Origin of the sequence: Flavimaribacter sediminis, from assembly GCF_019492055.1 — a bacterium.
GTDB lineage: Bacteria > Pseudomonadota > Alphaproteobacteria > Rhizobiales > Rhizobiaceae > Flavimaribacter > Flavimaribacter sediminis.
In genome coordinates this window covers 102,140-124,826 of the sequence record NZ_JAICBX010000003.1, presented here as the reverse complement: position 1 = coordinate 124,826, position 22,687 = coordinate 102,140, and the positions used below count along the sequence as shown (strand labels likewise).

Below are 22,687 nucleotides of genomic sequence, written 5' to 3'. Positions count from 1 at the left end.
GTTTCTCTGTATCTACAGGCTGCTTCTTCGACGCGGTTGCTGTTCCGGCGGCGCCTGGCTGTAGTCGGCGAACGGACCATCGCGGTGGGCGACGGCGCTCTTGACGCCCTCATCCTTCGCCACACGCACAAAGTCCCGACCTTCCGGCGTGTTGCGCATGATTCCATCGAGGATGGGCCCCAACGTCTGCGTGCTTTGCAGTCCCATATTGTCGTAGGCCTGATTGACGATGAGTTTCATCGCAAGCAATTGCGTCAGCGGTATTGTCGCGAGCTTGTCCGCCAGTTCGGCGACCTTCCGGTCGAGGTCTTCCAGCGGGTAGGAGAAGTTGATCAGTTCGATTTCGGCGGCTTCCTTGCCGCTGATCCATTCGCCGGTCAGCGCGTAATATTTGGCTTTCGCGAGCCCCAGACGATAGATCCACATGCCTGACAGGTGACAGCCCCAGACCCGCGAATAGGGCGTGCCGAAACGGGCGTCGTCGGACGCGATCACCAGATCGGCGCAGAGCGCCATTTCCGATCCGCCGCCGACGCAATAGCCGTGCACCTTGGCGATGACCGGTTTCGAGCCCCGCCAGATGCCCATGAATTGCGGGATATAGCTGGTGTACTGGTTGGTCACCAGATTGACGTCCATTCCGGGATCGTAATTTTCCTCCATCAGCGCTTCATAGTGTTCGAGGCCGTTCGAAAAGTCGAACCCGGCGCAGAAGCTGTCGCCTGCGCCCTCCAGAATAATGACGCGCACCGCGTCGTCGCGATTGGCGGCCTTTAACGCCCCGTCCAGTTCGTCCAGCACATCGGCGCGAAGCGTGTTGAATTTCTCCGGCCTGTTGAGCGTGATCGTGGCGATAGCCCCGTCTTTTCCATATTTTACAAGTTCCGGCACGGTTTCCTCCAAGCGAACTTACCGATTGGTAAGGAAATTGGCATTTCTTGTTGGAAAAGTCAATAAATCTATATTATTCTAGCCACTGAATGAATTTTTGGAAAATACCGATCGGTATGCGCCATGAGCAAGAACACCCGCGAACAGCTGCTTGAAAGCGCCAGGCGATGCTTTGCTGCAAAAGGCTTCTATGGCGCCAGCATCGCCGATATTGCAGATGAGATTGGCCTGACCAAACAGGCTCTGCTGCATCATTTTGGCAGCAAGGAAAAGCTCTACGGCGAGATCCTGAAAGGCATTGCGGAAGGCATTATCAGCGACATCATCCGGACCAGGGCCCATGTGACGAACCCTCTCGCCCAGCTCGAAGCGCTTATGACCGGCATACTGGACCGGCAGCTTGCCCATTCCGAGGAGGCGCAAATCCTGATGCGGGAGCTTCTGGATAATCGCGCGCGGGCGGAACAGGCAGGCAACTGGTATCTGAAGCCGTTTCTCGATTCGCTGGTTTCCATAGTCAGGACAATTCCCCTGGAGGAAGACCTGACGGAAGCCCGGGCGCTGGCGCTGGTGTACCAGTTCCTCGGATCGATCAATTATTTCGTCGTGTCCGAGCCGACGCTGACACAGATGTTCGGCAAGGAAGTCCATGCCGCCATGCGGCAAGACTATTCCGAACAATTGAGGCTTCTGATCCGTCACAGATTCCATCACGGCTGAAACGGCATGGGGGACGCGCGGGGAGACAAGGGCGATTGATCATCATCAAATCCGCAAATTGTGCGTGTGATATAGTGGGGATGGGACCGGAGTTCCCTGCGTGACCCGGGAGTAAGCGCAGGAGGAGGAACAATATGGAACTGTTGCAGGACAGGCATGACGCCGGCAAGCGGCTGGCCGGAGCCTTGTCGCACTATGCCGGACAACCGGGCACGGTGGTTCTCGCCCTTCCACGGGGCGGCGTCCCTGTCGCCTACGAGATTTCACGGATCCTGGACCTGCCGCTCGACGTTCTGCTGGTCAGGAAGCTTGGAGTCCCTGGCCATGCGGAGTTGGCCATGGGCGCGATCGCCTGGGGCAATATCCGCGTGCTCAACAGGGACATCGTCAAGGAACTGAATATTTCCGACGATGCGATTGAGGACGCCGTCGCCCGCGAGAGCGAACTGATCCGTCAGCGCAACACACGCTATCGCAACGACCGCCCGCCGCCCCTTGTCGAAGGCAAGACCGTGATCGTGGTGGATGACGGCCTTGCCACGGGCGCCACCATGAAGGCGGCGATCGCTGCGCTGAGACAGGCCGAAGCCGGACGGATTGTCGCGGTGGCCCCGGTCGGCGCGTCATCCACAAGGGATGAACTGCTGGCGCTGGCCGACGAGGTCGTATGCCTTGCAACGCCGCATCCGTTTTACGGGGTTGGGCAATGGTATGCAGACTTTTCGCAGATCGGTGATACACTGGTGGTGGACCTGCTGAACAAATGCAGGGCGAGGAGAACGGGCGAGGTGCGTCCGGATGACAAAAACTGATATCGACAGCGTACTCGTTGAAGCCATCGGTAGACATGCATGTCCGATCGGCGGCGCCATGCTTGATTATGATCCGATCGTCAGCGCGGCGCAGAATTGTCGTCATGTTCTGATCGGCGAAGCGTCGCACGGCACCCGGGAATTCTACCGCGCTCGCGCCGAGATTACCGAAAGACTGATCGACGAACTGGGCTTTGACGCCGTGGCCGTGGAAGCGGACTGGCCGGACGCCTATACGGTCAATCGTCACGTGTGCTCTGCAGGGTCAAATGTTTCGCCGGAAGCGGCGCTCGCCGATTTCGAGCGGTTTCCCACCTGGATGTGGCGCAATATCGAGGTTCTGCATTTCGTCAACTGGCTGCGCGCCTTCAACATGCAGAACGCCAATGCGGGAGAAGGCCGCAGGCCCGTCGGATTTTACGGGCTTGACCTCTACAGCATGAGCACATCGGCGCACGCCGTCATCGACTATCTCGACAAGACGGACCCGGAAGCCGCAATGCGCGCACGCATCCGCTATTCCTGCCTCGACCATTTTGCCGAAAATCCCCAATCCTACGGCCGTGCAATCGAATTCGGCATAACCGAAGACTGCGAGGACGAGATTGTTGCGCAGTTGGTCGAACTGCGCAAAAAGGCCCGGGAATACATGGAGGCGGACGGTCTCGTCGCCGAGGACGAATTCTTCTGCGCCGAACAGAATGCGAAGCTGGTCCGCAACGCCGAGGAATATTACCGCACAATGTTCCGCGGCCGCCCCAATTCCTGGAATCTGCGTGACCAGCATATGTTCGAGACGCTGCAGGACCTGGACCGGCATCTTTCCGATCAGCTGGGACGGGAGGCGCGAATCGTCGTGTGGGCGCATAATTCGCATGTCGGCAACGCCGGTGCGACGGACATGTCCACGCGCGGCGAGTTCAATATCGGCCAGCTTGTGCAACATGAAATGGGCGACGAGGCCTTGCTGATCGGATTTTCGACGTGCCGTGGAACCGTGACGGCCGCCTCCGGCTGGGACGCGCCGGTTGAACGCAAAACAGTCCGCGATCCGATGCCCGACAGCTACGAAGAAGTCTTCCATCACGTCAACCACAAGCAGTTTCTGATGGATCTGCGAGAGGACAACGAGGCCGTGGACATGCTCATGGTCCCGCGTCTCGAGCGGGCGATCGGCGTGATCTATCGTCCGGAGACGGAACGCAGCAGTCACTATTTCCGGTGTTGTCTTCCGGAGCAGTTCGATTTCCTGCTGCACTACGATGTCACGGAGGCGGTCGAGCCTCTGGACACGACGCCGCACTGGCGCCAGGGCGAACTGGATGAGACCTATCCCAGCGGACTGTGAAATCCGTCATGTGGAATAGTGGGAAGATTGGACTATTTGAATGGTGAGCCGCCGCCCCGCCTGATAGACGTGCTCCAAAGACCGGCAATCGGCTTGCCAGCAAGCCAGACACCCTTTTCGCCCGCCGCCCGGAGACAGCATGCGTTTTGAACCGTCGTTCCTTGATGATCTGCGCGACCGGATTCCGATATCCGAGGTCATCGGGAAACGTGTGTCCTGGGACAAGCGCAAGACCAACGTGTCGCGCGGCGACTGGTGGGCCTGCTGTCCGTTCCACGGGGAAAAGACGCCGAGCTTCCATTGCGAGGACAGCAAGGGGCGCTACCATTGTTTCGGATGCGGCGTGTCCGGCGATCATTTCCGCTTCCTGACCGAGCTTGAAGGCGTGAGCTTCGTCGAGGCCGTTGAGCAGGTCGCCGACTTGGCGGGGGTGCCGCTGCCGGCGCCCGATCCACAGGCCGCGCGGCGCGAAAAGCAGCGGGCGAGCCTCATCGACGTCATGGAAATGGCCACCGTGTTCTTTCAGGAAAAGTTGCAGGCGGCGGAAGGCGCCAAGGCGCGCGCCTATCTGCGCGACCGGGGCATGTCGGGCCGCACCATCCAGACGTTCCGTCTCGGGTATGCGCCGGACAGCCGCAACGCTCTGAAGGAACACCTCGCCTCAAAAGGCGTCGAGAAGAGCCAGATCGAATCCTGCGGCCTGGTGGTGCACGGGCCGAACATTTCCGTGTCTTACGACCGGTTCCGCGACAGGATCATGTTTCCGATCGTCAATCCGCGCGAAAAGGTGATCGCTTTCGGCGGGCGCGCCATGTCGTCAGACATACCGGCGAAATACATGAACTCCAACGATACGGAGCTCTTTCACAAGGGGCGCGTGCTCTACAATTTTCCGCAGGCCCGACGCGCCGCGCAAGGCGCGGACGGCGCCGGAACGGTGATCGCCGTCGAGGGCTATATGGATGTCATCGCCCTTCACCAGGCCGGCGTGACAAACGCCGTAGCGCCGCTCGGCACGGCGCTGACCGAAGACCAGCTTGATCTGATGTGGCGCATGACGTCGGAGCCGATCCTGTGTTTCGACGGTGATTCGGCAGGTCAGAGAGCCGCGAACAGGGCCATCGACACCGCGCTTGCGGGATTGCAGCCGGGTCGGTCTGTCCGGTTCGCGACTTTGCCAGAGGGAAAAGACCCGGACGACCTCGTGCGGGACGCCGGCCGGGCGCCATTCGACGATGTGTTGCGCAACGCCCGCCCGCTTGCGGATATGCTCTGGTTCAGGGAGACGCGTTCAGGCGTCTTCGACACGCCGGAAAAACGCGCAGAGCTGGAATCGCGAATTGGCGGATTGATGGCCTCGATCGCCAACGAAAGCGTCAGGCGACACTACCAGCAGGACATGCGGGACCGCCTGAACGGCTTTTTCGACACGTCGTCCAGCCAGGGCGCGCGACGGGGGCGTGAAGGCGGATACGGGTCCTATAGGAAGGGGAACCAGCGATCCGGGCCCAGGGGACAGCAGGCCGGGAAACGTTACGCCGTCAGCAGCCGGCTCGCGCAGTCGACGCTGGTCGCCGGCGCCACACGGGCGCCGGCCCTGCGCGAAAGCGTATTGGCCCTGACACTCGTCAATCACCCGCAGTTGTTGACGACCGAGTTTGACGACGCGGCGGCGATCGAGTTCGAGAGCGCCGCCCTGCGGGCCCTGCTGGGCGTGTTGATGAACCAGTGCATGAAGGAAGAGGCCGTCGATCGGGAAGAGGTGCGCGCGGCGATCAGGGTCGCGGGGCTCGCCGAGACGGTGGAAACGCTCGAGAAGCAGGTTCGTTACACCGGTCTGTGGACGGCGACCGCCGAAGCTGCGCTGGAAGACGCGCAGGCCGGCTTCGGGCAGGCGTTGGCGTTGCACAACAGGACGCGGTCACTCAAAATGCAGAAATTGGAGCTCGAACGGGATCTGGCCGTCATCACCGACACCGGGGACGAAGACGCCATGCCTGGTCTGCTCAATAGCCTCCGGTCCGTGCAGCAGGAGATCGACAGGCTGGAACAGCAGGAGGCCATCATCGACGGATTCGGAATATTGTCCGGCCGCGTGAGGGGAGCGGCTGGTCAGTGAATCGGGCGACCGAAAGAATCTTGGCTTTGGCGCCGGTGCAGCATCTTGCAAAGCGGGCCTACGCTCCTAAATAGGTCCACATCGGCAGGATAGGGACGCGCGCCGAAGTCGCGGTCAGGAAATCATGCAGGCTGCCGCGAGATTCACGGGCAAGCGCGACGGGCATCTGAAGTGACGTCGCAGGACCCGACGGGGATTTACGTGAATTTTGGTGAATTTGCGCCAAATTCTACGTTTTTTACCGGGATTCGCTTGACGTAATGGTAAATTGACGGAATCACCAGATGGACAATCGGGATCATCGGGTCAGGCAATTCGAAATTGTGTCCGCAGACGCTTCAGGAACGTTTCGAACCACGGGGTGGGCTGAATGAGCATAAAGCCGCCGTCTATGGTTAATCAGGATTTAAGCATCATACCGCTATTCAGTTCGAACTACTGATTCTTAGGACGCTGGCAGGGTTCCGCTCTGCCGGGAGACGCAGCGCGGCAACGAAAGCGACGGGATATATATGGCAACCAAGGTCAAGGAAAACGAAGAAGCCGAGGCAGAACGCGACACCAGCGGCGATGGACCGCTTCTCGACCTCTCCGACAGCGCCGTCAAGAAGATGATCAAGGCCGCCAAGAAGCGCGGCTATGTAACGATGGATGCGCTGAACGCAGTTTTGCCGTCCGAGGAAGTCACTTCCGAACAGATCGAGGACACCATGTCAATGCTGAGCGACATGGGCATCAATGTCGTCGAGGAAGAAGAGGAAGGCGACGACAGTTCCAATTCGAACGAAACGGAAAACACGAGCACTGACGTTGCGGTGAGCGGTGGAACCGCGGTTGCGACAGCGAAGAAAAAAGAACCGACCGACAGGACCGACGATCCGGTGCGCATGTATCTGCGCGAAATGGGTTCGGTGGAGCTTCTGTCGCGCGAAGGCGAGATCGCAATCGCCAAACGCATCGAGGCCGGCCGCGAAACAATGATTGCGGGCCTCTGCGAAAGCCCGTTGACCTTCCAGGCTATCATCATCTGGCGCGACGAGCTCAACGAGGGCGATACGCTGCTGCGCGAGATCATTGATCTCGAAACGACCTATTCCGGACCGGAAGCCAAGGCTGCTCCGCAATTCCAGTCGGCCGAGAAGATCGAAGCCGATCGCAAGGCTGCCGAAGAGAAGGAAAAGGCGCGCAACGAGCGCCGCCGATCCGATGATATAACCGACGTCGGCGGCGAAGGCGTCTCGTCGGAAGAAGACGAAGACGACGAGGAAGACGAATCCAACCTGTCGCTCGCCGCCATGGAGGCGGAACTGCGGCCGCAGGTCATGGAGACCTTTGACGTCATCGCCGACACCTACAAGAAACTGCGCAAGCTGCAGGATCTTCAGGTCGAAGCGCGACTGGCCGCCAGCGGAACATTGTCGACGGCGCAGGAGCGCCGGTACAAGCAGCTCAAGGAAGAGCTTATTGCAGCGGTCAAATCGCTTGCGCTCAACCAGAATCGCATCGATGCGCTCGTCGAGCAGCTCTACGACATCAACAAGCGTCTGGTTCAGAACGAGGGCCGTCTGTTGCGCCTGGCTGAATCCTACAAGGTCAGACGCGAGGAATTCCTGCAGCATTATCAGGGCGCGGAACTCGATCCCAACTGGATGAAGTCGATCGCCAACCTCTCCGGCTCGGGCTGGAAGGATTTCGCAAAGAGCGAAAAGAATACGATCAAGGACATACGCGGAGAGATCCAGAATCTTGCGACCGAAACGGGCATCTCGATTTCCGAATTCCGCCGCATCGTCCACATGGTCCAGAAAGGCGAACGCGAAGCCAGCATCGCCAAGAAGGAAATGGTGGAGGCCAACCTCCGTCTGGTGATTTCGATCGCGAAGAAATACACGAATCGCGGACTGCAGTTCCTTGACCTGATCCAGGAAGGCAATATCGGCCTGATGAAGGCGGTCGACAAGTTCGAGTATCGCCGTGGCTACAAGTTCTCGACCTATGCGACCTGGTGGATCAGGCAGGCGATCACCCGGTCGATCGCCGACCAGGCCCGAACGATCCGTATTCCGGTGCATATGATCGAAACGATCAACAAGATTGTCCGCACCTCGCGCCAGATGCTGCACGAGATCGGCCGCGAGCCGACGCCGGAAGAACTGTCCGAGAAGCTCGCCATGCCGCTGGAAAAAGTGCGCAAGGTGCTGAAAATCGCCAAGGAGCCGATCAGCCTTGAAACGCCGGTTGGCGACGAGGAGGATTCGCATCTCGGTGATTTCATCGAAGACAAGAATGCGATCCTGCCGATCGACGCAGCGATCCAGGCCAACCTGCGCGAGACGACGACCCGCGTGCTGGCGTCGCTCACACCGCGCGAGGAACGCGTATTGCGCATGCGCTTCGGCATCGGCATGAACACCGACCATACGCTGGAAGAAGTCGGTCAGCAGTTTTCGGTGACACGCGAACGTATCCGCCAAATCGAGGCGAAGGCGCTACGCAAGCTGAAACATCCGAGCCGGTCGCGCAAGCTGCGCAGCTTCCTCGACAGCTGACAGATTAAGGGCCCCGGCGGGCCCTTTTCATTTTCCGGATTGCGTCATGCAAAGTCAGATATCGATTCGCACCAGCGGTCAGGGCCTCTATGAATTTACCGGCGAGGCTGTCGAATTTGTCTCGGAGAGCGGCGTCGTCGAGGGGCTGCTGACGGTGTTCGTCCGCCATACGTCGTGTTCCCTGCTGGTTCAGGAAAACGCCGACCCTGATGTGTGTCGCGATCTCAACGAATTCTTTGCCCGCATTGCGCCTGAAAACATGAGCTGGCTGCGGCACACGATGGAGGGGCCGGACGACATGCCGGCGCATATCAAGTCGGCGCTGACGCAGGTCAGCCTGTCAATCCCGGTAGCGAACGGAAGGCCCCTGCTTGGAACCTGGCAGGGGGTCTATCTGTTTGAACACCGCCGCGCGCCGCATCAGAGAAAGATCGTGCTGCATGTCTCCGGGTAGCGGCCGGCTATTCAAGCTCAATGGAGGTGACGACGAAATCCGGACCGAGTTCGATTTTGTAGGTCCCGCCATTGCAGGTTGCGTCTTCAACCTCGAACTCTCCGGACGGTGACTTGAAGATGACGCCGCCGTCGCAGCCCCAGGCGGTAATGGATTTCGTGACCTGAGCGGTTTCATCGTCGCTGATTGCTGCAGAGGTGGCGTTGGCCGCATGCGAAAGAGCCGTCAGAAGTACAATTGCGGAGACAAGAAGTTTTTTCATATCGTATTCCTGTTTCTGAATGTCGGCACAAGACCATAGTTTTGTGAAGGTTCCAAGAATATCCAAATCGATGACCATGATGCGCGCTGATTTTGCACAATTGCCGGTTCTCTATTCCTTCAGACGCTGTCCCTATGCGATGCGGGCGCGGCTTGCTTTGCGCTCGGCAGGCATAACCGTTGAGTTGCGCGAGGTGGTTCTGAAGGACAAGGCGCCGGAGTTCCTGGCGGCGTCCCCGTCGGCCACGGTTCCATGTCTGGTCCTGCCTGGGGCGCCGGCGATCGACGAAAGCCTCGATATCATGGTGTGGTCGCTGCGGCAGTCCGATCCTGAAGACCTGCTCGATCCTCCGATCGGAACGCTTGATGACATGCTCGATCTGATCGCGGAGCTGGACGGCCCCTTCAAACGGAGCCTCGACCGCTACAAGTACGAGACTCGCTTCAGCGATGCGGATCCTGTTGAGGAACGCAACAAGGCCGGCCGTTTCCTGGAGAAGCTGGACGCCCTGCTGAAGGGGCGCCCATGGCTTTTCGGCGACCGCCCTTCGCTCGCCGATCTCGCCAGCCTTCCATTCGTGCGACAGTTCGCCAATGTGGATCGGGAGTGGTTCGATGGCCAGGACTGGCCGGACCTGATTGGCTGGCTGGACCGGTTTCTTGAATCCAGACGGTTCAGCGCGATCATGACCCGCTATCCGAAATGGAAAGCGGGTGACCCGACGACTTTGTTTGCGGCCTGATCCTATCGACTCCGGCCGTGATGGCCTCCACTCATCCATTGTGAAAGCCTGTCCTGCTGGACTTTGTCGAGGCTTGCGTAAAAGGACTGCAGGGGTGGTTCCAGATCGTCGAGCGCCTGTTGTGCGCTGACAAGCCAGATCTTGGCTGACGCCATGTCCTGCATCAGATGCCCCGCCTCGATCGGCGTCGAACAGACGCCGTCCGGACGCTCGGCGATCCGCCGGATTTGCTGTTTGACGTCTCCGAGCAGGTCTATCTGTTGCCGATTCAGGTCCAGATCGACAATCGCAAACTTCTCGGCGAAATCCAGGCGGAAGCCTGAGAGGTTTTGACAGAAGTCGCGACTGCTGTGCTGCGACCGGTCATGCCCCGGCGACCAGAAGGAAGCCGCTCCAGCCTTGTCGAGGTGATTGCGTTCATTTGTTGCGTGGGCGACGCCGGCGACGACAATCGTGAAAACAGACAGGGCTATCAGGTTCTTCTTCAGCATGGTTCAATCCTCCACCATTCCATTTTGACAATACACTTGTCATATTGGAATTGACAATAGACTTGTCAATAGTGAAGGCCATTATCAGGAAGAACGTCGATGGGCTCGCTGAGTGTTCCACGCGGCGTATGATGTCTTCCGCAAGGGTGTGGGTACATGCTGATGAGGGACAACAGCTGAAACATCGCTTGCGCCGGGCCTCTGCCATGGGGCAAACAGGAAGCCGAGCCTGAGGAGACCAAGACGTGACCAGACCCGCGGATCCTGATCAACTTTACGCCCTGATCACCGAGATTCGCAAAGCCTTCGGTGAGTTGAGGACTTTTTCCGACGCACAGATCCTGGATCTCGGCATGACGGCGGCAATGCGGGCGGTGCTGGAGGATCTGGATATGCACGGCGCCCAGACAGTTCCGGACATTGCGCGGCGCAAGGGCCGGACCCGCCAACACATACAGCAACTCGCCGACGCCCTTGTCGAAGCGGGGTTCGCAGAGTTTCGCGACAATCCCGCCCATCGGCGATCCAGGTTGCTGGCGCAGACGAAGCGGGGCAGGGAGGTGTTTTCCGAAATTCGCAGGCGGGAAAGGACGAGCCTTGGCGAGGCTGCGGAACGCCTGGACGGTAGCAGGATACAGGCCACGACGGATTTTTTGCGCCAACTGCGCAAGGACCTTGCAGGACAAACAGATCGGGATTGACCATGACTGAAACACTCATTCGACAGTATTTCGACGCCTTCAACAGCAAGGACAGCGAGGCTATGCTGGCGCTGCTTCACGAGGATGTCGTTCATGACATCAACCAGGGCGGTCGTGAAATCGGGAAGGAAAAGTTTCGCTGGTTTCTGGCGACGATGAACCGGCATTACTCCGAACAGCTTTCCGACATTGTCATCATGACCAGCAGTGCGGAAGGACGCGCAGCAGCCGAATTCACGGTGCGTGGCAATTACCAGGCGACGGCTGACGGTTTGCCGGCCGCGCGCGGACAGTCCTATTCCATTGCCGCGGGCCAATTTTTCGAAATCGATCAGGGGCTCATCACGCGCGTCACGACCTACTACAATCTGGAGGAATGGATCGCCCAGGTGCGCGATGAATGAGGCGCGGGGTCCGCTGACGATCCGGACGCTTTCCGGCGACGAAATCGGCGAAGCGCTCGACGACCTCGCCCGCCTTCGCATCACCGTGTTTCGCGAGTGGCCCTATCTCTATGACGGCGACATGGATTATGAACGCCGCTACCTGTCTCGTTTTGCAGGGTCCGATGGCGCGGTCGTCGTTGGCGCATTCGATGGCGGACGGATGGTCGGGGCCTCCACGGCGTCGCCTTTGGGCGATCATTTCTCCGAGTTTTCCGAGCCGCTGGCGAAGGCCGGTTACGATCCGGACAGACTTTTCTACCTCTCTGAATCGGTGTTGCTGGAAGAGTGGCGAGGGGGCGGCGTCGGGGTGCGGTTTTTCGAAGAACGCGAGAAGGCCGCGATCGACCAGGGATTCCGGGAGACGGTGTTCTGCGGCGTCGTCAGGCCAGACGATCATCCGATGCGACCGGACGGCTATACGCCGCTCGACGGTTTCTGGCGCAACCGCGGATATGCTCCGATGGAGGGCGTCGCCTGCCGTTTTTCGTGGCGGGATATCGGCGACCGGGAGGAGACGGAAAAGCCATTGCAGTTCTGGTCGAAGACTTTGGACTGAAAGAATCGTCTTTCCATTTTTTACTTTGAGAATTTTTGACTCAAATAAATGTCTGAATTCACTTTGAAATATCGCGTTCCTCGGCGTCATGCGTTCAAGGTGAACGCCGCATGAACGCCCGGTTGCAAATTGGTTCAGCCACGGAAGTCCAGAGTGCAGTCATCGCTTGAGAGGCGAAACCAATCTGGACACGGAGAGAACCAATGTTTGCAAATATCATCAAAACTGTCGCCGTTACGACGATGATCGGCCTTGGCGCCGCAGCGACAACCGCCACGCCCGCAGCAGCTGGCGGTGTCGGCATCAACATTCAATTCGGTGCGCCGGGATATGGCCCGGGACCGTATTGGGGTCCGAAGCACGGTCCCAAGGGCGGCTACTGCAAGAACTACAAGGCGCTGCAGAAGGCGCACTGGTACGGCGTGAAGAAGGCCTATGTCGTCAAGAAGACGCCTTACAAGGTCGTCGTGAAGGGCTGGTCCAAGGGCTATAAGAGAAAAGTCGTATTGGCCAACAACTGGAACTGCCCGGTCCTGGCGGTTTACTAAGCCGCGCCGAAAAAAAATATGGTCAAAACCCCGGCCTGCGACGCCTGCAGCCGGGGTTTGCTTTTTCTAGTCTTTGATCTTGAAGGACATCGTGACGGAAACGCTGTACTCGTTTTCGCCGGCGGCCACCGGCACGCCCCTCGCATCGGAGGCCATGGCCATTTCCGCGCGCATCATCGGCGCCGGCCGGCCTGGATTGGCGACTTCGCTGATCTTCAGCACCGCGCCGAGTTCAACGCCTGCGGCTTCGGCAAGCGTCTGCGCCTTTTCCATCGCGTCTTCAACGGCTTTCTTGCGCGCTTCCGTGATTGCGGCGGATGGGTCGTCGCTGGTGAAGAGGATTTGACCGCCCTGGTTGACGCCGAGCGTCACCGATTTGTCGAGGACGCCGCCAAGATTTTTAAGATCTCGAATGCGCACAGTCAGGGAATTCGAGACATTATACCCCTCGATCGTCGGAGGCTGCCGCCGGTTATCATCCTGCGTGGGGTAGATATATTGGGGGCTGATAGAGAAGTTCGATGTCTGCAGGTCGCGATCCTCTATGCCGGTTGCCTCCATTTCCGCCAGAATGGCGGCCATGGCCTCATTGCTTGCGTCGAGCGCCTCGCGCGCAGTCTTTCCCTGGCGAAGCACCGTCAGGTTTATGACCGCCATATCAGGCGTGACTTGCGCTGAACCTTCTCCGGTGACGGAAATGCTCGGCTGGCGGTGTGGCTTCTGCGCCTGGGCCATTGCTGAAACCGGAAGCAGGGCGACGGCGAACATGATCAGAAATTTCTTTGCTGGGCTCATGGGAATCCCCTTGGTTGAAGTCCCGCGATCCGTAAAATCTCTTTGCGGCAATCTCTTGTCGGCCCGCGCGATTTGGTTTAAGCGATGGCTTCGTGCGGCGCCTGGCTCTATCGCGTCGCATCGGGTGGGGCCTGTAGCTCAGTTGGTTAGAGCCGGCGGCTCATAACCGCTTGGTCGTAGGTTCGAGTCCTACCGGGCCCACCATCTATTTTCAAATTGTTGATTTATTTGTGTTTTTCTGAATTTTACCCGCACCCGATATCAAGGTTTGGGGTATTATGTTCTCTATATGATCTGCGACACGATTGGAAGATTGCAAGCCGAGTCGGTCCCGGTCAGCTCCTCTTATGTAGATCTCCGCCTGACTGACTGTCTTCCATCCAAACTGCGCCATCAGCTCATGCGTCGTTGCGCCAGCATCTGCAGAAAAGGTCGCCGCGAGCTTCCGAATCCCGTGGGCAGATTTTCCCGTCTCGAGGCCGGTGTTGATTTTCAACGAGAACTGACCCGGTAAGGCGCGATTTTTTCAATGAGAACTGACCCATGTTTAAACCCACCCCTGCGTGATGTTGGCGGGGGAATACGGAGTGATAGACATGGCGTTGTTGAGCGTTATCAGGCGCTGGTATTTTCGTGACCAGCTTTCGATCCATACGGGATTGTCCCGAAACTCCGTCCGAAAGGACCTGTATTCTCATGGGCGGAGCGTATCGGATCGCTGACCAAGTTGCTGCCGATCATCGTGATCTTCGCTATCGTGCTCGGCGGGATATATGGCGACGTGTTTACCCCGACCGAAGCTTCTGCTGTCGGCGCGGCAGGCGTGACGATCGTGACAGCGGCCATGGGGCGTCTGACCTGGCCGGTGCTGCGCGACGCGCTGCATCAGACCGGCGTGATCAGTTCGATGATATTCGCCATAATCACTGGCGGCGTGATGTTCGCGCGCTTTATGGTCCACACGGGAATAACATCCGGTATTGTCGCTTTTATCGGCAGGGCCAGCGCCGATCCGGTCATAGTCCTGATTTTCATCGCCATCATGTACCTCGTGCTCGGCTGCATCCTCGACACGTTTGGCATGCTTATCCTGACGCTTCCCTTCGTTATTCCCGTGATTGTTGCGCTGGGCGTCGACAAGGTCTGGTTCGGCATATTCATTACCATGATGATCGAGCTTGCGCTGATTACGCCGCCCGTCGGACTAAATGTGTTCGTGCTCAGGCGGGTTGCAATATCGGTTCCGGTAGGCGAAATCTTCCGTGGCGCCGCGCCGTTCGTTGTGCTCATCGCATTGAATGTCGCGGTGCTTTTCCTGTGGCCGGGTCTCGCGCTCTGGCTGCCGTCTCAAATGAACTGAACATACGGGATCGAACAATGAAACCAATCGAATGCTACCGGGGCGTGGTCCATCCGTGGCTGTGCGATGTGATGGGACACCTGACGACGCGTCACTACATGGCCATGTTCGATGATGCTTCCTACCATCTCTTCAGCGCAATCGGCTTCGGCGAAGAACAGCTCCAATCCGGCATCGGACTGGCCGATGTGCGCACATCCATTACCTATAAGGCGGAACTGTCCGCTGCCGCTCTCACGCTCGTAACCGGACGTGTGGTGAAGGTGGGGACCAAATCGCTGACGAACCTGTTTTTGATGCATAACGCCACGACAGGCGACATTGCCGCCGAGATGGAATCCGTAACGGTTCAGTTCGATCTCAATAAACGCGCGGCCATGGAAGTCGTACCTTCCATTCGAGAACGGATCGAACAGTTGATGGGTGACGACTAAGACGGTCTCGCAGGAAACAGCGGGCCGGAACAGACAGATCAGCGAGAGCAGCAATGTTCGATAACGATGCCTTTGACGCACATGAGAAAGTGTTGCACGTCCATGACCGGGATTCGGGTCTGAAAGCCATCATAGCGATCCACTCGACAGTGATGGGTCCGTCCGCGGGCGGATGTCGGCTCTGGAGCTATGAGTCAGCGCACGAGGCGCTGACAGACGCCCTGAAGCTGTCGAAAGGGATGTCCTACAAGAATGCGCTCGCCGGTCTGAATTTGGGCGGCGGAAAGAGCGTCATTCTGGGACCTGTCCCGGACGACGCACGCGAGAGATTGCTTTTGGCTTTCGGCGAATGCGTCGAGATGCTGGCCGGTCGCTATATCACCGCCGAGGATGTGGGAATCGGCCCCGCCGACATGCAGATCATGGCGAAACGGACCGGTTATGTGTCCGGACTTTCTCCGGAGGACGGCGTCGGCGGCGATCCATCGCCCTTTACCGCCTACGGCATACGTCGGGGTATTGAGGCCGTGGCGCATCAGGTCTTCGAAAGACCAGACCTCGACGGCTTGAGGGTGGCGGTACAGGGGCTCGGCGGCGTTGGCGGAAATCTCTGCCGGGAACTTTCAGAGCTGGGCGCGGAGCTGATGGTTGCCGATATTGGTCAGGATAACGTGGATCGAATTTGCGATACGTATCATGCAGAACCGCTTCATCACGAGGAAATACTCCTCGCCGAAACTGACATTCTGGCGCCCTGCGCGCTCGGCGGGGCGGTGACGGAATTTGTTGCGGAAAACATGCGGGCGCGCGCCGTTGCAGGCGGAGCCAACAACCAGCTCCTGACGAAGCGCGCGGGCTACATTCTGCATGAACGCGGGATCGCCTACGCGCCGGACTATGTCATCAATGCGGGCGGCATCATCGCCGTGGCGACGGAATATTTTCGCGATCGCAGTCTCGAGGAGATGATGGAGCTGATTGACGCGATCCACGACAGAACGGTTGATATTCTGCGTCGCGTCGAGGCAACGGGAGAGCCCGGTTTTCTGATAGCCGACCAGATGGCGCGCGACGTCATCGCCGCCAAACGGCAAGCGGCCTAGTCAAGACTTTCAACGATCAATTCTGCCGCCGTGACGAGATCGTAGGCGATCGCCTTTTCCGTGGCCTCTCCGTCGTGTCTCTCCAAAGCCTCAATGATCGCATTGTGTTTGCGAAGCGTTTCCTGATGATTGAAGTCGTGGGGGTGGTAGTTCAGAATCGGGCCTATCCGGGCCCAGAGATTTTCAATGATCGCAAGCAGCGCGGGCATCTCCGACCGGGAATAGATCAGGAAATGGAAGTCGAAGTTTTGTTTCAGATAAAAACCCTCGGCCGTATCGCTCCTCATCCTCGTATTGATCTCGTGCAATTTCTCGATGGTTGCGGCATCGACCTTTCCAGCGGCTTGTCGGCCCGCCAGCCCTTCCAGCCGAACCCTGATTTCGGTGATTTCCCAGTATTTTTCTCCGGTCATCGGGCGGAGATAAAAGCCGCTTTTGGAGCGTCCCTCGAGAATGCCGTCGGCCTCGAGACGCTTCAGAGCGTCTCGTACGGGTTGCACGCTGACCTGCAGTTTTTCGGCGAGTGAACGGCCAGTCATGGTGGATTCCGGCGCAATGAGACCGGTCATCAGGCCATGCCGGATCCGCCGGTAGACCTGCTTTTCAACCGATTCCTCGGCGGTGGGATCCACCGGCTCCAGGCCCGGAGCCTGCAGTTTGGTGCGGCCTCTTCTCTTGGCCTTGACCATCTCAGCCATGACGAATCGCCTCCTTGGCAATTCTGAAATATCAGATTGACAGCATTCTGCCAACGACATAAAGTGCTATATCAGAAATATAAGAGGGGCAGAGGCGGAGACTTCGTGGATCGCGACTATCTGAAAGGGTTGCGCGTGCTCGTTAATGCTGCGGGCGGCGGACTGGGAAATATCACTGCAAGACGGTTTGCCGCGGGCGGGGCGCAGGTCTTCGTTTCGGATGTGGACGCGGACGCCGTGAAGGCGCTCGAAGCAGATTGCGAGGGCATTGTCTCGGTCCCAGGGGATGCGGGAGATGAAGGCTCAGTCCTGGAAATCTTTAACACCGTGACGCAAAACGCCGGCGGCCTCGACGTATTGATAAACAATATCGGAATCGCCGGTCCGACCTGTCGCGCGGAGGATCTCTCCCTCGATGACTGGAACGAGTCGCTGCGGGTCAACGTGACCAGCCATTTCCTGTTCGCCCGCTCCGCTATCCCTTTGATGAAGGCGCAGAAAAGCGGTCTGATCGTGAACGTGTCGTCGGGCAGCGCAAAGGTCGGGCTTCCGCTGCGCCTTCCTTACGTTGTCAGCAAGGGCGCGGTTCTGAGCCTGACCATGAATCTTGCCCGGGAGCTCGGCCCGGACGGCATTCGCGTCAACGCGATTTTGCCCGGCCCGATTCGGGGTGACCGGATACAGCGCGTCATCGATGCGAAGGCGGACGCGCTCGGAATGGACCCCGAAGATCTTGCCGCTGCGATGCTTCGTTACGTTTCAATGCGGACGCTGATCGACCCCGAGGATATATCGGCGATGATCGAATTTCTTGCATCTCCTCATGGCAAACATGTCTCGGGCCAGTTCATCGGCGTCGACGGCAATGTCGAGTGGGAGGAATGAGCATGACCGCGCCTTCCGTCGCGATTGTCGGTACAGGCCTTATCGGCAGGGGATGGGCTGTCGTTTTCGCTCGCTCCGGGTGGCGGGTCCGACTTTGGGATCGCGATCGGCCCGCCAGCGAAGCCGCGCTAGAGTTCGTCTCGGATGCGATCGACGACCTGGCGGCGCTCGGAATGGTCGATAATCCAGAGCAGGCCAGGGCCTCAGTCAGTGTCAGCGAAAATCTTGAAGACGCAGTCAGCAGCGCATCCTACGTTCAGGAAAGTCTTCCCGAAGATCTCGAAATCAAGAATTCAATTTTCAAGGCCATAGATGAATTGGCGCCCGACGGAACATTTATCGGAAGTTCAACGAGCACGATGCCCGGAAGCAGCTTCCTCGCCGATGTGCCCGGAAGGGCGCGTTGTATCGTCGCGCATCCGGCCAATCCACCGCATTTGATGCCGGTCGTTGAAGTCGCGCCTGCTCCATGGAACGATGCCGAGTGCGTTGGCAAGGTATGCGAAATTCTTGCTTCCGTCGGCCAGGTCCCGGTCGTTGTTCAAAAGGAAATCGTCGGCTTCGTGATGAACCGGCTGCAGACGGCATTGGTCAATGAGTCTGTCGCTCTGGTGGCGGATGGTGTGATCGCGCCAGACGATCTCGATGCCGTCGTCAAGCACAGCCTTGGCCTGCGCTGGGCATTCATGGGGCCGTTCGAGACAATGGACATGAACGCCCCGGATGGCTTCCTCGACTACGCCACGCGCTACGGCCGATACTATCAGCAGATGGGAAAAGAGCTTCTCGTGACGAAGCCGTGGCCGGAAAGCGCTCTTCAGGAAATCGAGCAGTGCCGGCGGGCGGCGGTGGAATCCGGCGACATTCGCGACCGAATGCGCTGGCGCGACAAGGCGCTGATGCAGTTGCTGGCGCTCAAGAACAGTTTGGACAACACGGAAAAGGTTCATGAGTAACAAGGTTATCATCACCTGCGCGGTCACCGGCGGCATCCACACGCCAACGATGTCTCCGCATTTGCCAATTACGCCAAGCGAAATTGCGGCTTCCGCGATCGAGGCTTCGGAGGCGGGAGCCGCGATCATCCATCTGCATGCGCGAGATCCCGAGACCGGCAAACCGTCGCAGGATCCCGAACTCTTCATGCAGTTCCTGCCAAGGATCAAGCAAGCGACAAACGCCGTGCTCAATCTGACAACCGGCGGCGGGCTGGGCATGAGTCTCGACGAAAGGCTGGCGCCTGCGCATCGCGCGAAGCCTGAAGTCACCAGCCTCAATATGGGATCGATGAACTTTTCGGTCGCCCAGCTCGGCAAGAAATACACCGAATGGAAGCACGACTGGGAAAAGGACTACATCGAAAGCACCTGGAAGATGATCTATCCGAACACGTTCGAGATGATCGAGCGCATCATGATAGAGGTCGGACAGGAATACGGCACGCGCTTCGAGTTCGAATGCTACGATATTGGCCATCTCTATAACCTCAAGATGTTCGTCGATCGCGATCTGGTGAAGCCGCCGTTCTTCATCCAAGGCATCTTCGGAATTTCCGGCGGTGTCGGCGGTGATCTGGAGAACCTTGTCTATTTCAAGCAGGTAGCCGACCGGCTCTTCGGTTCGGACTATCGTCTCTCCGCATTCGGTATCGGCAAGCAGCAGATGGCGTTCCTGACGCAGTCGGCGCTGCTGGGCGGAAATGTGCGTGTCGGCCTTGAGGACTCTCTCTATATCGGTCGCGGGCAGCTGGCGCAGTCGAACGCAGAGCAGGTGCGCAAGATTCGCATGATTGTGGAAGGGCTTGGCCTGGAAGTGGCGACGCCGGACGAAGCGAGGGAAATCCTCAACCTCAAGGGAGGAGACATGGTCGGGTTCTAGAGGTTCCCGATCTTTTCAATCACTCAGCAAAGGAGTTGGATCATGGACAGACGCAATTTCCTTGGAATGACTGTCGCCGGCGCAGCCGCCGGCACTGCGCTGGCCGCGCCAGCCATCGCCCAGCAGACTTTTCGCTGGCGCATGGCGACATTGTATCCCCGAGGCGTTTCGTTCGGTGTTGCCTATGACGCATTCGCAAAACGTGTTGAATCAGCATCCGGCGGTCGCCTCGTCATCGACGTTGTGTATGACGGGGAAGGCGTCGGCGCGACGGAGGTCTTCGCCGCGGCCAAAAGCGGCCTCGTCGAAATGGGTTCGCCGTACATGGCTCTGCATGCCGGGGAAATGCCGTCCGGTGTCGTCGAGCTCGGACTGCCCGGTGGTCCGGAGCGCTATGACCAGCTTTACACGCTGTTTTCGATGGGCGGATGGGCGCCGGTTCTCGATGAAGCCTATGGCAGCCACGGGCTGGTTCACCTCGGACCTTGCATACAGCCTGGCGTTTATGTGCTCACCAAGGAACCGATCAATGCGCTTTCCGATCTAAAGGGCATGAAGCTGCGTTCGCCGGGAGCCTATGGCAACCAGATGCGCCAGCTTGGCGTTGCTCCGGTGACGATGGCCTTTTCGGAAGTCTATACGAGTCTTGCGACCGGGGTAATCGACGGTTGCGCAAGTTCCAACCTGATCGATTACCGCGACGGCAAATGGTACGAGCAGGCCAAGTATCTCTATCCAGTGCCGCTTTCAGGCGCCCAGGTTGCGCCGACGATCGTCAACCGGCAGGCTTTCGAAACGCTGCCGGCGGATCTTCAGTCGCTGCTTCAGGTCGCACAGGTCGAACATTGTTTCGGACATGTCGGGCTCTCGATCACGACAGTTGCCGGCGCGGTCGCCGAAATGGAGGCGGCAGGTGCCACCTTTACTGGGCCGCCTTCCGATGCTGACCGGCAGGAATGGAAAAAGGCGGCGGCCGCGGTGTGGGAAGAGTACGCGGAAGCCGATCCGTTTTCGAAGAAACTGATTGATGTTCAGCGTGACTATCTCGCTGCGATAGGGGCCTGAGGCAGGCGAGATCGTGATGCTGTCCTCCCTGGCACGGACCATAGACCGGCTGAGTGAGTTGAGTGGGCGCCTGCTCACGCTGCTCATGCCGGTCATGGTCCTGGTCATAGCCATCGAGGTCGTGGCGAGATATCTTTTCTCCGCTCCGACCATCTGGGTCTATGACAGTGCGCTCATGATCTACGCATGGGTCGGAATGCTTGGCGGCGCGTTCGCCATGAAGCGGGACTCGCATATCAGGGTGGACATCTTCTATTCCCGCTTTTCCGACAAGGGGCGGGCAATCCTCGATATCGTCGGAGCGCCGATCATCGCGTTCTTCATGGTGCTGGTAGTCTGGCAGGTCGGCCTGATCGCAATCGATGCGCTCGAGACGGGATCGCGCAGACCGACTGAATGGGCTCCCCCGCTCATCCTGTTCCTGGCCCCGATCGTTGTTGGCGCCGCGGCGATCCTGGTGCAACTCCTGTCGAACATGATCAAGGCGGTGACAATTCTTGCCGACGGAGCCGCCGAGCAATGAGTATCGAGATTCTCACGATCCTTCTGTTTGCAAGTGTTCTGGTCGTGTTTGCTCTCGGCGTCCCCGTGGGTTTCGGCCTCGGGGCTGTTGCAATGGGCTTCGCTACGTTCACCTGGGGACCGCAGGCTTACAAGCTAATACCGAGCACCGGTTTGAACTCGGTGACGAACTTCATCCTGCTGTCGATTCCGCTTTTCATCTTCATGGGTCAGATGCTGGTTCGCTCGGGGTTGGGCGAATCGATGTTCCATGCCGCCTATGTTCTATCGGGACGGGTGAGAGGCGGCCTTGCGATCGGCGTCATCGGGGTCTGCAGCATGATCGGCGCCATGGTCGGCATCATCGGAGCAGGCATCATGACCGCCGGTTCAGTCGCTTTGGAGCCGATGCTGCAACGTGGTTACGACCGGCGCCTCGCGCTCGGCGTAGTGATGGCGGCGGGAAGCCTGGGCATCCTGATCCCGCCCAGCGTTCCAATGATAATTTTCGGCGCCACAACGAACACTTCGATCGGGAAGCTTTTTGCCGGAGCCCTCATTCCCGCGTTTATCCTGATCGTCCTGTTCGTGGCCTATGTCGTGCTCGTCTGCTGGAGAAATCCGGAAGCGGGTCCGGCGATCGATACCCGGCCGTCCCGCAAGGACAAGGCGCTTGCCGTTCGTGACGGCGGCGTCGCCTTCCTGCTGATATTGTGTACGCTCGGCACTATTCTTCTGGGCGTGGCCACCCCGACAGAAGCCGGCGGCTTGGGAGCGGTCGGAGCGTTGCTGGTGGCTCTGGCCTACGGTCAGTTGAACTGGCGTGTTCTGAAGGATGCGAGCCTGGAGGCCGGGCAGCTCACGACGGTCGTCGCCTGGATCGTGCTTGGCGCGGCTGTCTTCTCGAATTTCCACCTGCTGATGGGGGCCGGGCGCATGCTCACCCGGTTCACTGTCGAGTCGGATCTTCCGCCTTTCGCCATTATCCTGACCATGCAGCTGTCGATGATTCTTCTCGGACTGATTATCGACGAGATGATCATCGTTATCGTCTGCGCGCCGCTTTATACGCCGATTGCGGTTGCGCTGGGCTACGATCCGATCTGGTTCGGAATCCTGATGATCCTCAACATGGGGATTGCCGTTCAAACTCCCCCCTACGGGTTCGCCCTGTTTTATCTGAAGGCGGTGGCGCCGCCGGGCATAACGATGCTCGACATATACCGGTCCATCGCGCCGTTCCTGTCACTCAAAGTGCTGGTCCTGCTGATCGTCATGCTGGTCCCACAGACGGCCACATGGCTGCCAAACCTTTTGTTCGATTGAGGT

The 22,687-nt window shown here is 58.7% G+C and carries 26 protein-coding genes and 1 tRNA gene; 21 read left to right on the top strand and 6 right to left on the bottom strand.

Going from position 1 to position 22,687, the window contains the following annotated elements; translation table 11 throughout:
• Positions 1 to 12: 12 nt before the first annotated feature.
• Positions 13 to 891: a crotonase/enoyl-CoA hydratase family protein gene (locus tag K1W69_RS16275; RefSeq protein WP_220229487.1), complete on the bottom strand. Its 879-nt coding sequence runs from the start codon at positions 889 to 891 to the stop codon at positions 13 to 15.
• Positions 892 to 1,014: 123 nt separating this feature from the next.
• Here K1W69_RS16275 and K1W69_RS16270 point away from each other — a divergent pair, with 123 nt between their 5' ends.
• The 6 genes from K1W69_RS16270 to K1W69_RS16250 all read left to right on the top strand — a co-directional run bounded on the left by K1W69_RS16270 (position 1,015) and on the right by K1W69_RS16250 (position 8,893).
• Positions 1,015 to 1,611: a TetR/AcrR family transcriptional regulator gene (locus tag K1W69_RS16270; RefSeq protein ID WP_220229486.1), complete on the top strand. Its 597-nt coding sequence runs from the start codon at positions 1,015 to 1,017 to the stop codon at positions 1,609 to 1,611.
• 134 nt (positions 1,612 to 1,745) lie between these two features.
• Positions 1,746 to 2,423, top strand: a complete 678-nt coding sequence (locus tag K1W69_RS27080) for a phosphoribosyltransferase (RefSeq protein WP_258571146.1) — start codon at positions 1,746 to 1,748, stop codon at positions 2,421 to 2,423.
• A complete protein-coding gene (locus K1W69_RS16265) occupies positions 2,410 to 3,771 on the top strand; it encodes an erythromycin esterase family protein (protein WP_258571145.1) in 1,362 nt (453 codons plus the stop codon). Before K1W69_RS27080 ends, K1W69_RS16265 begins: the two co-directional genes overlap by 14 nt.
• Before the next feature lie 139 nt (positions 3,772 to 3,910).
• On the top strand, positions 3,911 to 5,890 hold the full coding sequence (gene dnaG, locus K1W69_RS16260; RefSeq protein WP_220229485.1) for a DNA primase: 1,980 nt from the start codon (positions 3,911 to 3,913) through the stop codon (positions 5,888 to 5,890).
• A gap of 512 nt (positions 5,891 to 6,402) precedes the next feature.
• Entirely contained in the window at positions 6,403 to 8,439 is a 2,037-nt protein-coding gene (gene rpoD, locus K1W69_RS16255) for an RNA polymerase sigma factor RpoD (RefSeq protein WP_220229484.1), read from the top strand.
• Positions 8,440 to 8,485: 46 nt separating this feature from the next.
• Positions 8,486 to 8,893, top strand: a complete 408-nt coding sequence (locus K1W69_RS16250; RefSeq protein WP_220229483.1) for a secondary thiamine-phosphate synthase enzyme YjbQ — start codon at positions 8,486 to 8,488, stop codon at positions 8,891 to 8,893.
• 7 nt (positions 8,894 to 8,900) lie between these two features.
• Here K1W69_RS16250 and K1W69_RS16245 read toward each other — a convergent pair whose 3' ends face one another.
• The gene (locus tag K1W69_RS16245; RefSeq protein WP_220229482.1) at positions 8,901 to 9,155 is read right to left on the bottom strand and encodes a hypothetical protein; all 255 of its coding nucleotides are present in this window, start codon (positions 9,153 to 9,155) and stop codon (positions 8,901 to 8,903) included.
• Positions 9,156 to 9,225: 70 nt separating this feature from the next.
• On the opposite strand from K1W69_RS16245, the gene K1W69_RS16240 reads away from it, so the two are divergent.
• Entirely contained in the window at positions 9,226 to 9,897 is a 672-nt protein-coding gene (locus tag K1W69_RS16240) for a glutathione S-transferase (RefSeq protein ID WP_258571144.1), read from the top strand.
• Positions 9,898 to 9,899: 2 nt separating this feature from the next.
• Here K1W69_RS16240 and K1W69_RS16235 read toward each other — a convergent pair whose 3' ends face one another.
• Positions 9,900 to 10,388 carry a hypothetical protein gene (locus K1W69_RS16235; protein WP_220229481.1) on the bottom strand — a complete coding sequence of 163 codons (489 nt, stop codon included), beginning with the start codon at positions 10,386 to 10,388 and terminating at the stop codon, positions 9,900 to 9,902.
• A 245-nt stretch (positions 10,389 to 10,633) separates the two neighbouring features.
• Between K1W69_RS16235 and K1W69_RS16230 the strand changes: the two genes are divergently transcribed.
• From K1W69_RS16230 to K1W69_RS16215, 4 genes are all read left to right on the top strand, one after another.
• Positions 10,634 to 11,089 carry a MarR family winged helix-turn-helix transcriptional regulator gene (locus K1W69_RS16230; RefSeq protein WP_220229480.1) on the top strand — a complete coding sequence of 152 codons (456 nt, stop codon included), beginning with the start codon at positions 10,634 to 10,636 and terminating at the stop codon, positions 11,087 to 11,089.
• Positions 11,090 to 11,091: 2 nt separating this feature from the next.
• Positions 11,092 to 11,493, top strand: coding sequence for a ketosteroid isomerase-related protein (locus K1W69_RS16225; protein ID WP_220229479.1), 402 nt, complete (start codon positions 11,092 to 11,094; stop codon positions 11,491 to 11,493).
• Entirely contained in the window at positions 11,486 to 12,091 is a 606-nt protein-coding gene (locus tag K1W69_RS16220) for a GNAT family N-acetyltransferase (RefSeq protein ID WP_220229478.1), read from the top strand. Before K1W69_RS16225 ends, K1W69_RS16220 begins: the two co-directional genes overlap by 8 nt.
• A gap of 203 nt (positions 12,092 to 12,294) precedes the next feature.
• Positions 12,295 to 12,639, top strand: coding sequence for a hypothetical protein (locus K1W69_RS16215; protein ID WP_220229477.1), 345 nt, complete (start codon positions 12,295 to 12,297; stop codon positions 12,637 to 12,639).
• A 66-nt stretch (positions 12,640 to 12,705) separates the two neighbouring features.
• On the opposite strand, the gene K1W69_RS16210 is transcribed toward K1W69_RS16215, so the two are convergent.
• Entirely contained in the window at positions 12,706 to 13,434 is a 729-nt protein-coding gene (locus tag K1W69_RS16210) for an SIMPL domain-containing protein (RefSeq protein WP_220229476.1), read from the bottom strand.
• Between the two features lie 127 nt (positions 13,435 to 13,561).
• Here K1W69_RS16210 and K1W69_RS16205 point away from each other — a divergent pair.
• Positions 13,562 to 13,638: transfer RNA gene (locus tag K1W69_RS16205), tRNA-Ile, on the top strand.
• 7 nt (positions 13,639 to 13,645) lie between these two features.
• Here the strand turns inward: K1W69_RS16205 and K1W69_RS16200 are convergent.
• Entirely contained in the window at positions 13,646 to 13,930 is a 285-nt protein-coding gene (locus tag K1W69_RS16200) for a site-specific integrase (RefSeq protein ID WP_220229475.1), read from the bottom strand.
• Between the two features lie 231 nt (positions 13,931 to 14,161).
• Here K1W69_RS16200 and K1W69_RS16195 point away from each other — a divergent pair, with 231 nt between their 5' ends.
• The 3 genes from K1W69_RS16195 to K1W69_RS16185 are packed head-to-tail and all read left to right on the top strand — an operon-like array spanning position 14,162 to position 16,331.
• Positions 14,162 to 14,794 carry a TRAP transporter large permease subunit gene (locus K1W69_RS16195; RefSeq protein ID WP_220229474.1) on the top strand — a complete coding sequence of 211 codons (633 nt, stop codon included), beginning with the start codon at positions 14,162 to 14,164 and terminating at the stop codon, positions 14,792 to 14,794.
• A 17-nt stretch (positions 14,795 to 14,811) separates the two neighbouring features.
• Positions 14,812 to 15,228, top strand: coding sequence for an acyl-CoA thioesterase (locus tag K1W69_RS16190; protein WP_220229473.1), 417 nt, complete (start codon positions 14,812 to 14,814; stop codon positions 15,226 to 15,228).
• A gap of 53 nt (positions 15,229 to 15,281) precedes the next feature.
• A complete protein-coding gene (locus tag K1W69_RS16185) occupies positions 15,282 to 16,331 on the top strand; it encodes a Leu/Phe/Val dehydrogenase (RefSeq protein WP_220229472.1) in 1,050 nt (349 codons plus the stop codon).
• Here the strand turns inward: K1W69_RS16185 and K1W69_RS16180 are convergent.
• Positions 16,328 to 17,029 (bottom strand): GntR family transcriptional regulator, encoded by a 702-nt coding sequence (locus K1W69_RS16180; protein ID WP_220229471.1) that lies wholly within the window; start codon positions 17,027 to 17,029, stop codon positions 16,328 to 16,330. The genes K1W69_RS16185 and K1W69_RS16180 overlap by 4 nt on opposite strands.
• Before the next feature lie 105 nt (positions 17,030 to 17,134).
• Between K1W69_RS16180 and K1W69_RS16175 the strand changes: the two genes are divergently transcribed.
• The 6 genes from K1W69_RS16175 to K1W69_RS16150 are packed head-to-tail and all read left to right on the top strand — an operon-like array spanning position 17,135 to position 22,684.
• Positions 17,135 to 17,914 (top strand): SDR family oxidoreductase, encoded by a 780-nt coding sequence (locus tag K1W69_RS16175; protein WP_220229470.1) that lies wholly within the window; start codon positions 17,135 to 17,137, stop codon positions 17,912 to 17,914.
• A 2-nt stretch (positions 17,915 to 17,916) separates the two neighbouring features.
• Positions 17,917 to 18,870 (top strand): 3-hydroxyacyl-CoA dehydrogenase, encoded by a 954-nt coding sequence (locus tag K1W69_RS16170; RefSeq protein ID WP_220229469.1) that lies wholly within the window; start codon positions 17,917 to 17,919, stop codon positions 18,868 to 18,870.
• Entirely contained in the window at positions 18,863 to 19,792 is a 930-nt protein-coding gene (gene kce / locus K1W69_RS16165) for a 3,5-dioxohexanoate:acetyl-CoA acetone transferase (protein WP_220229468.1), read from the top strand. The genes K1W69_RS16170 and kce overlap by 8 nt, the downstream gene beginning before the upstream one ends.
• Before the next feature lie 42 nt (positions 19,793 to 19,834).
• On the top strand, positions 19,835 to 20,857 hold the full coding sequence (gene dctP / locus K1W69_RS16160) for a TRAP transporter substrate-binding protein DctP (protein WP_220229467.1): 1,023 nt from the start codon (positions 19,835 to 19,837) through the stop codon (positions 20,855 to 20,857).
• A gap of 16 nt (positions 20,858 to 20,873) precedes the next feature.
• Positions 20,874 to 21,380, top strand: a complete 507-nt coding sequence (locus K1W69_RS16155; protein ID WP_220229466.1) for a TRAP transporter small permease subunit — start codon at positions 20,874 to 20,876, stop codon at positions 21,378 to 21,380.
• Positions 21,377 to 22,684: a TRAP transporter large permease gene (locus K1W69_RS16150; protein WP_220229465.1), complete on the top strand. Its 1,308-nt coding sequence runs from the start codon at positions 21,377 to 21,379 to the stop codon at positions 22,682 to 22,684. Before K1W69_RS16155 ends, K1W69_RS16150 begins: the two co-directional genes overlap by 4 nt.
• Positions 22,685 to 22,687: the final 3 nt, after the last annotated feature.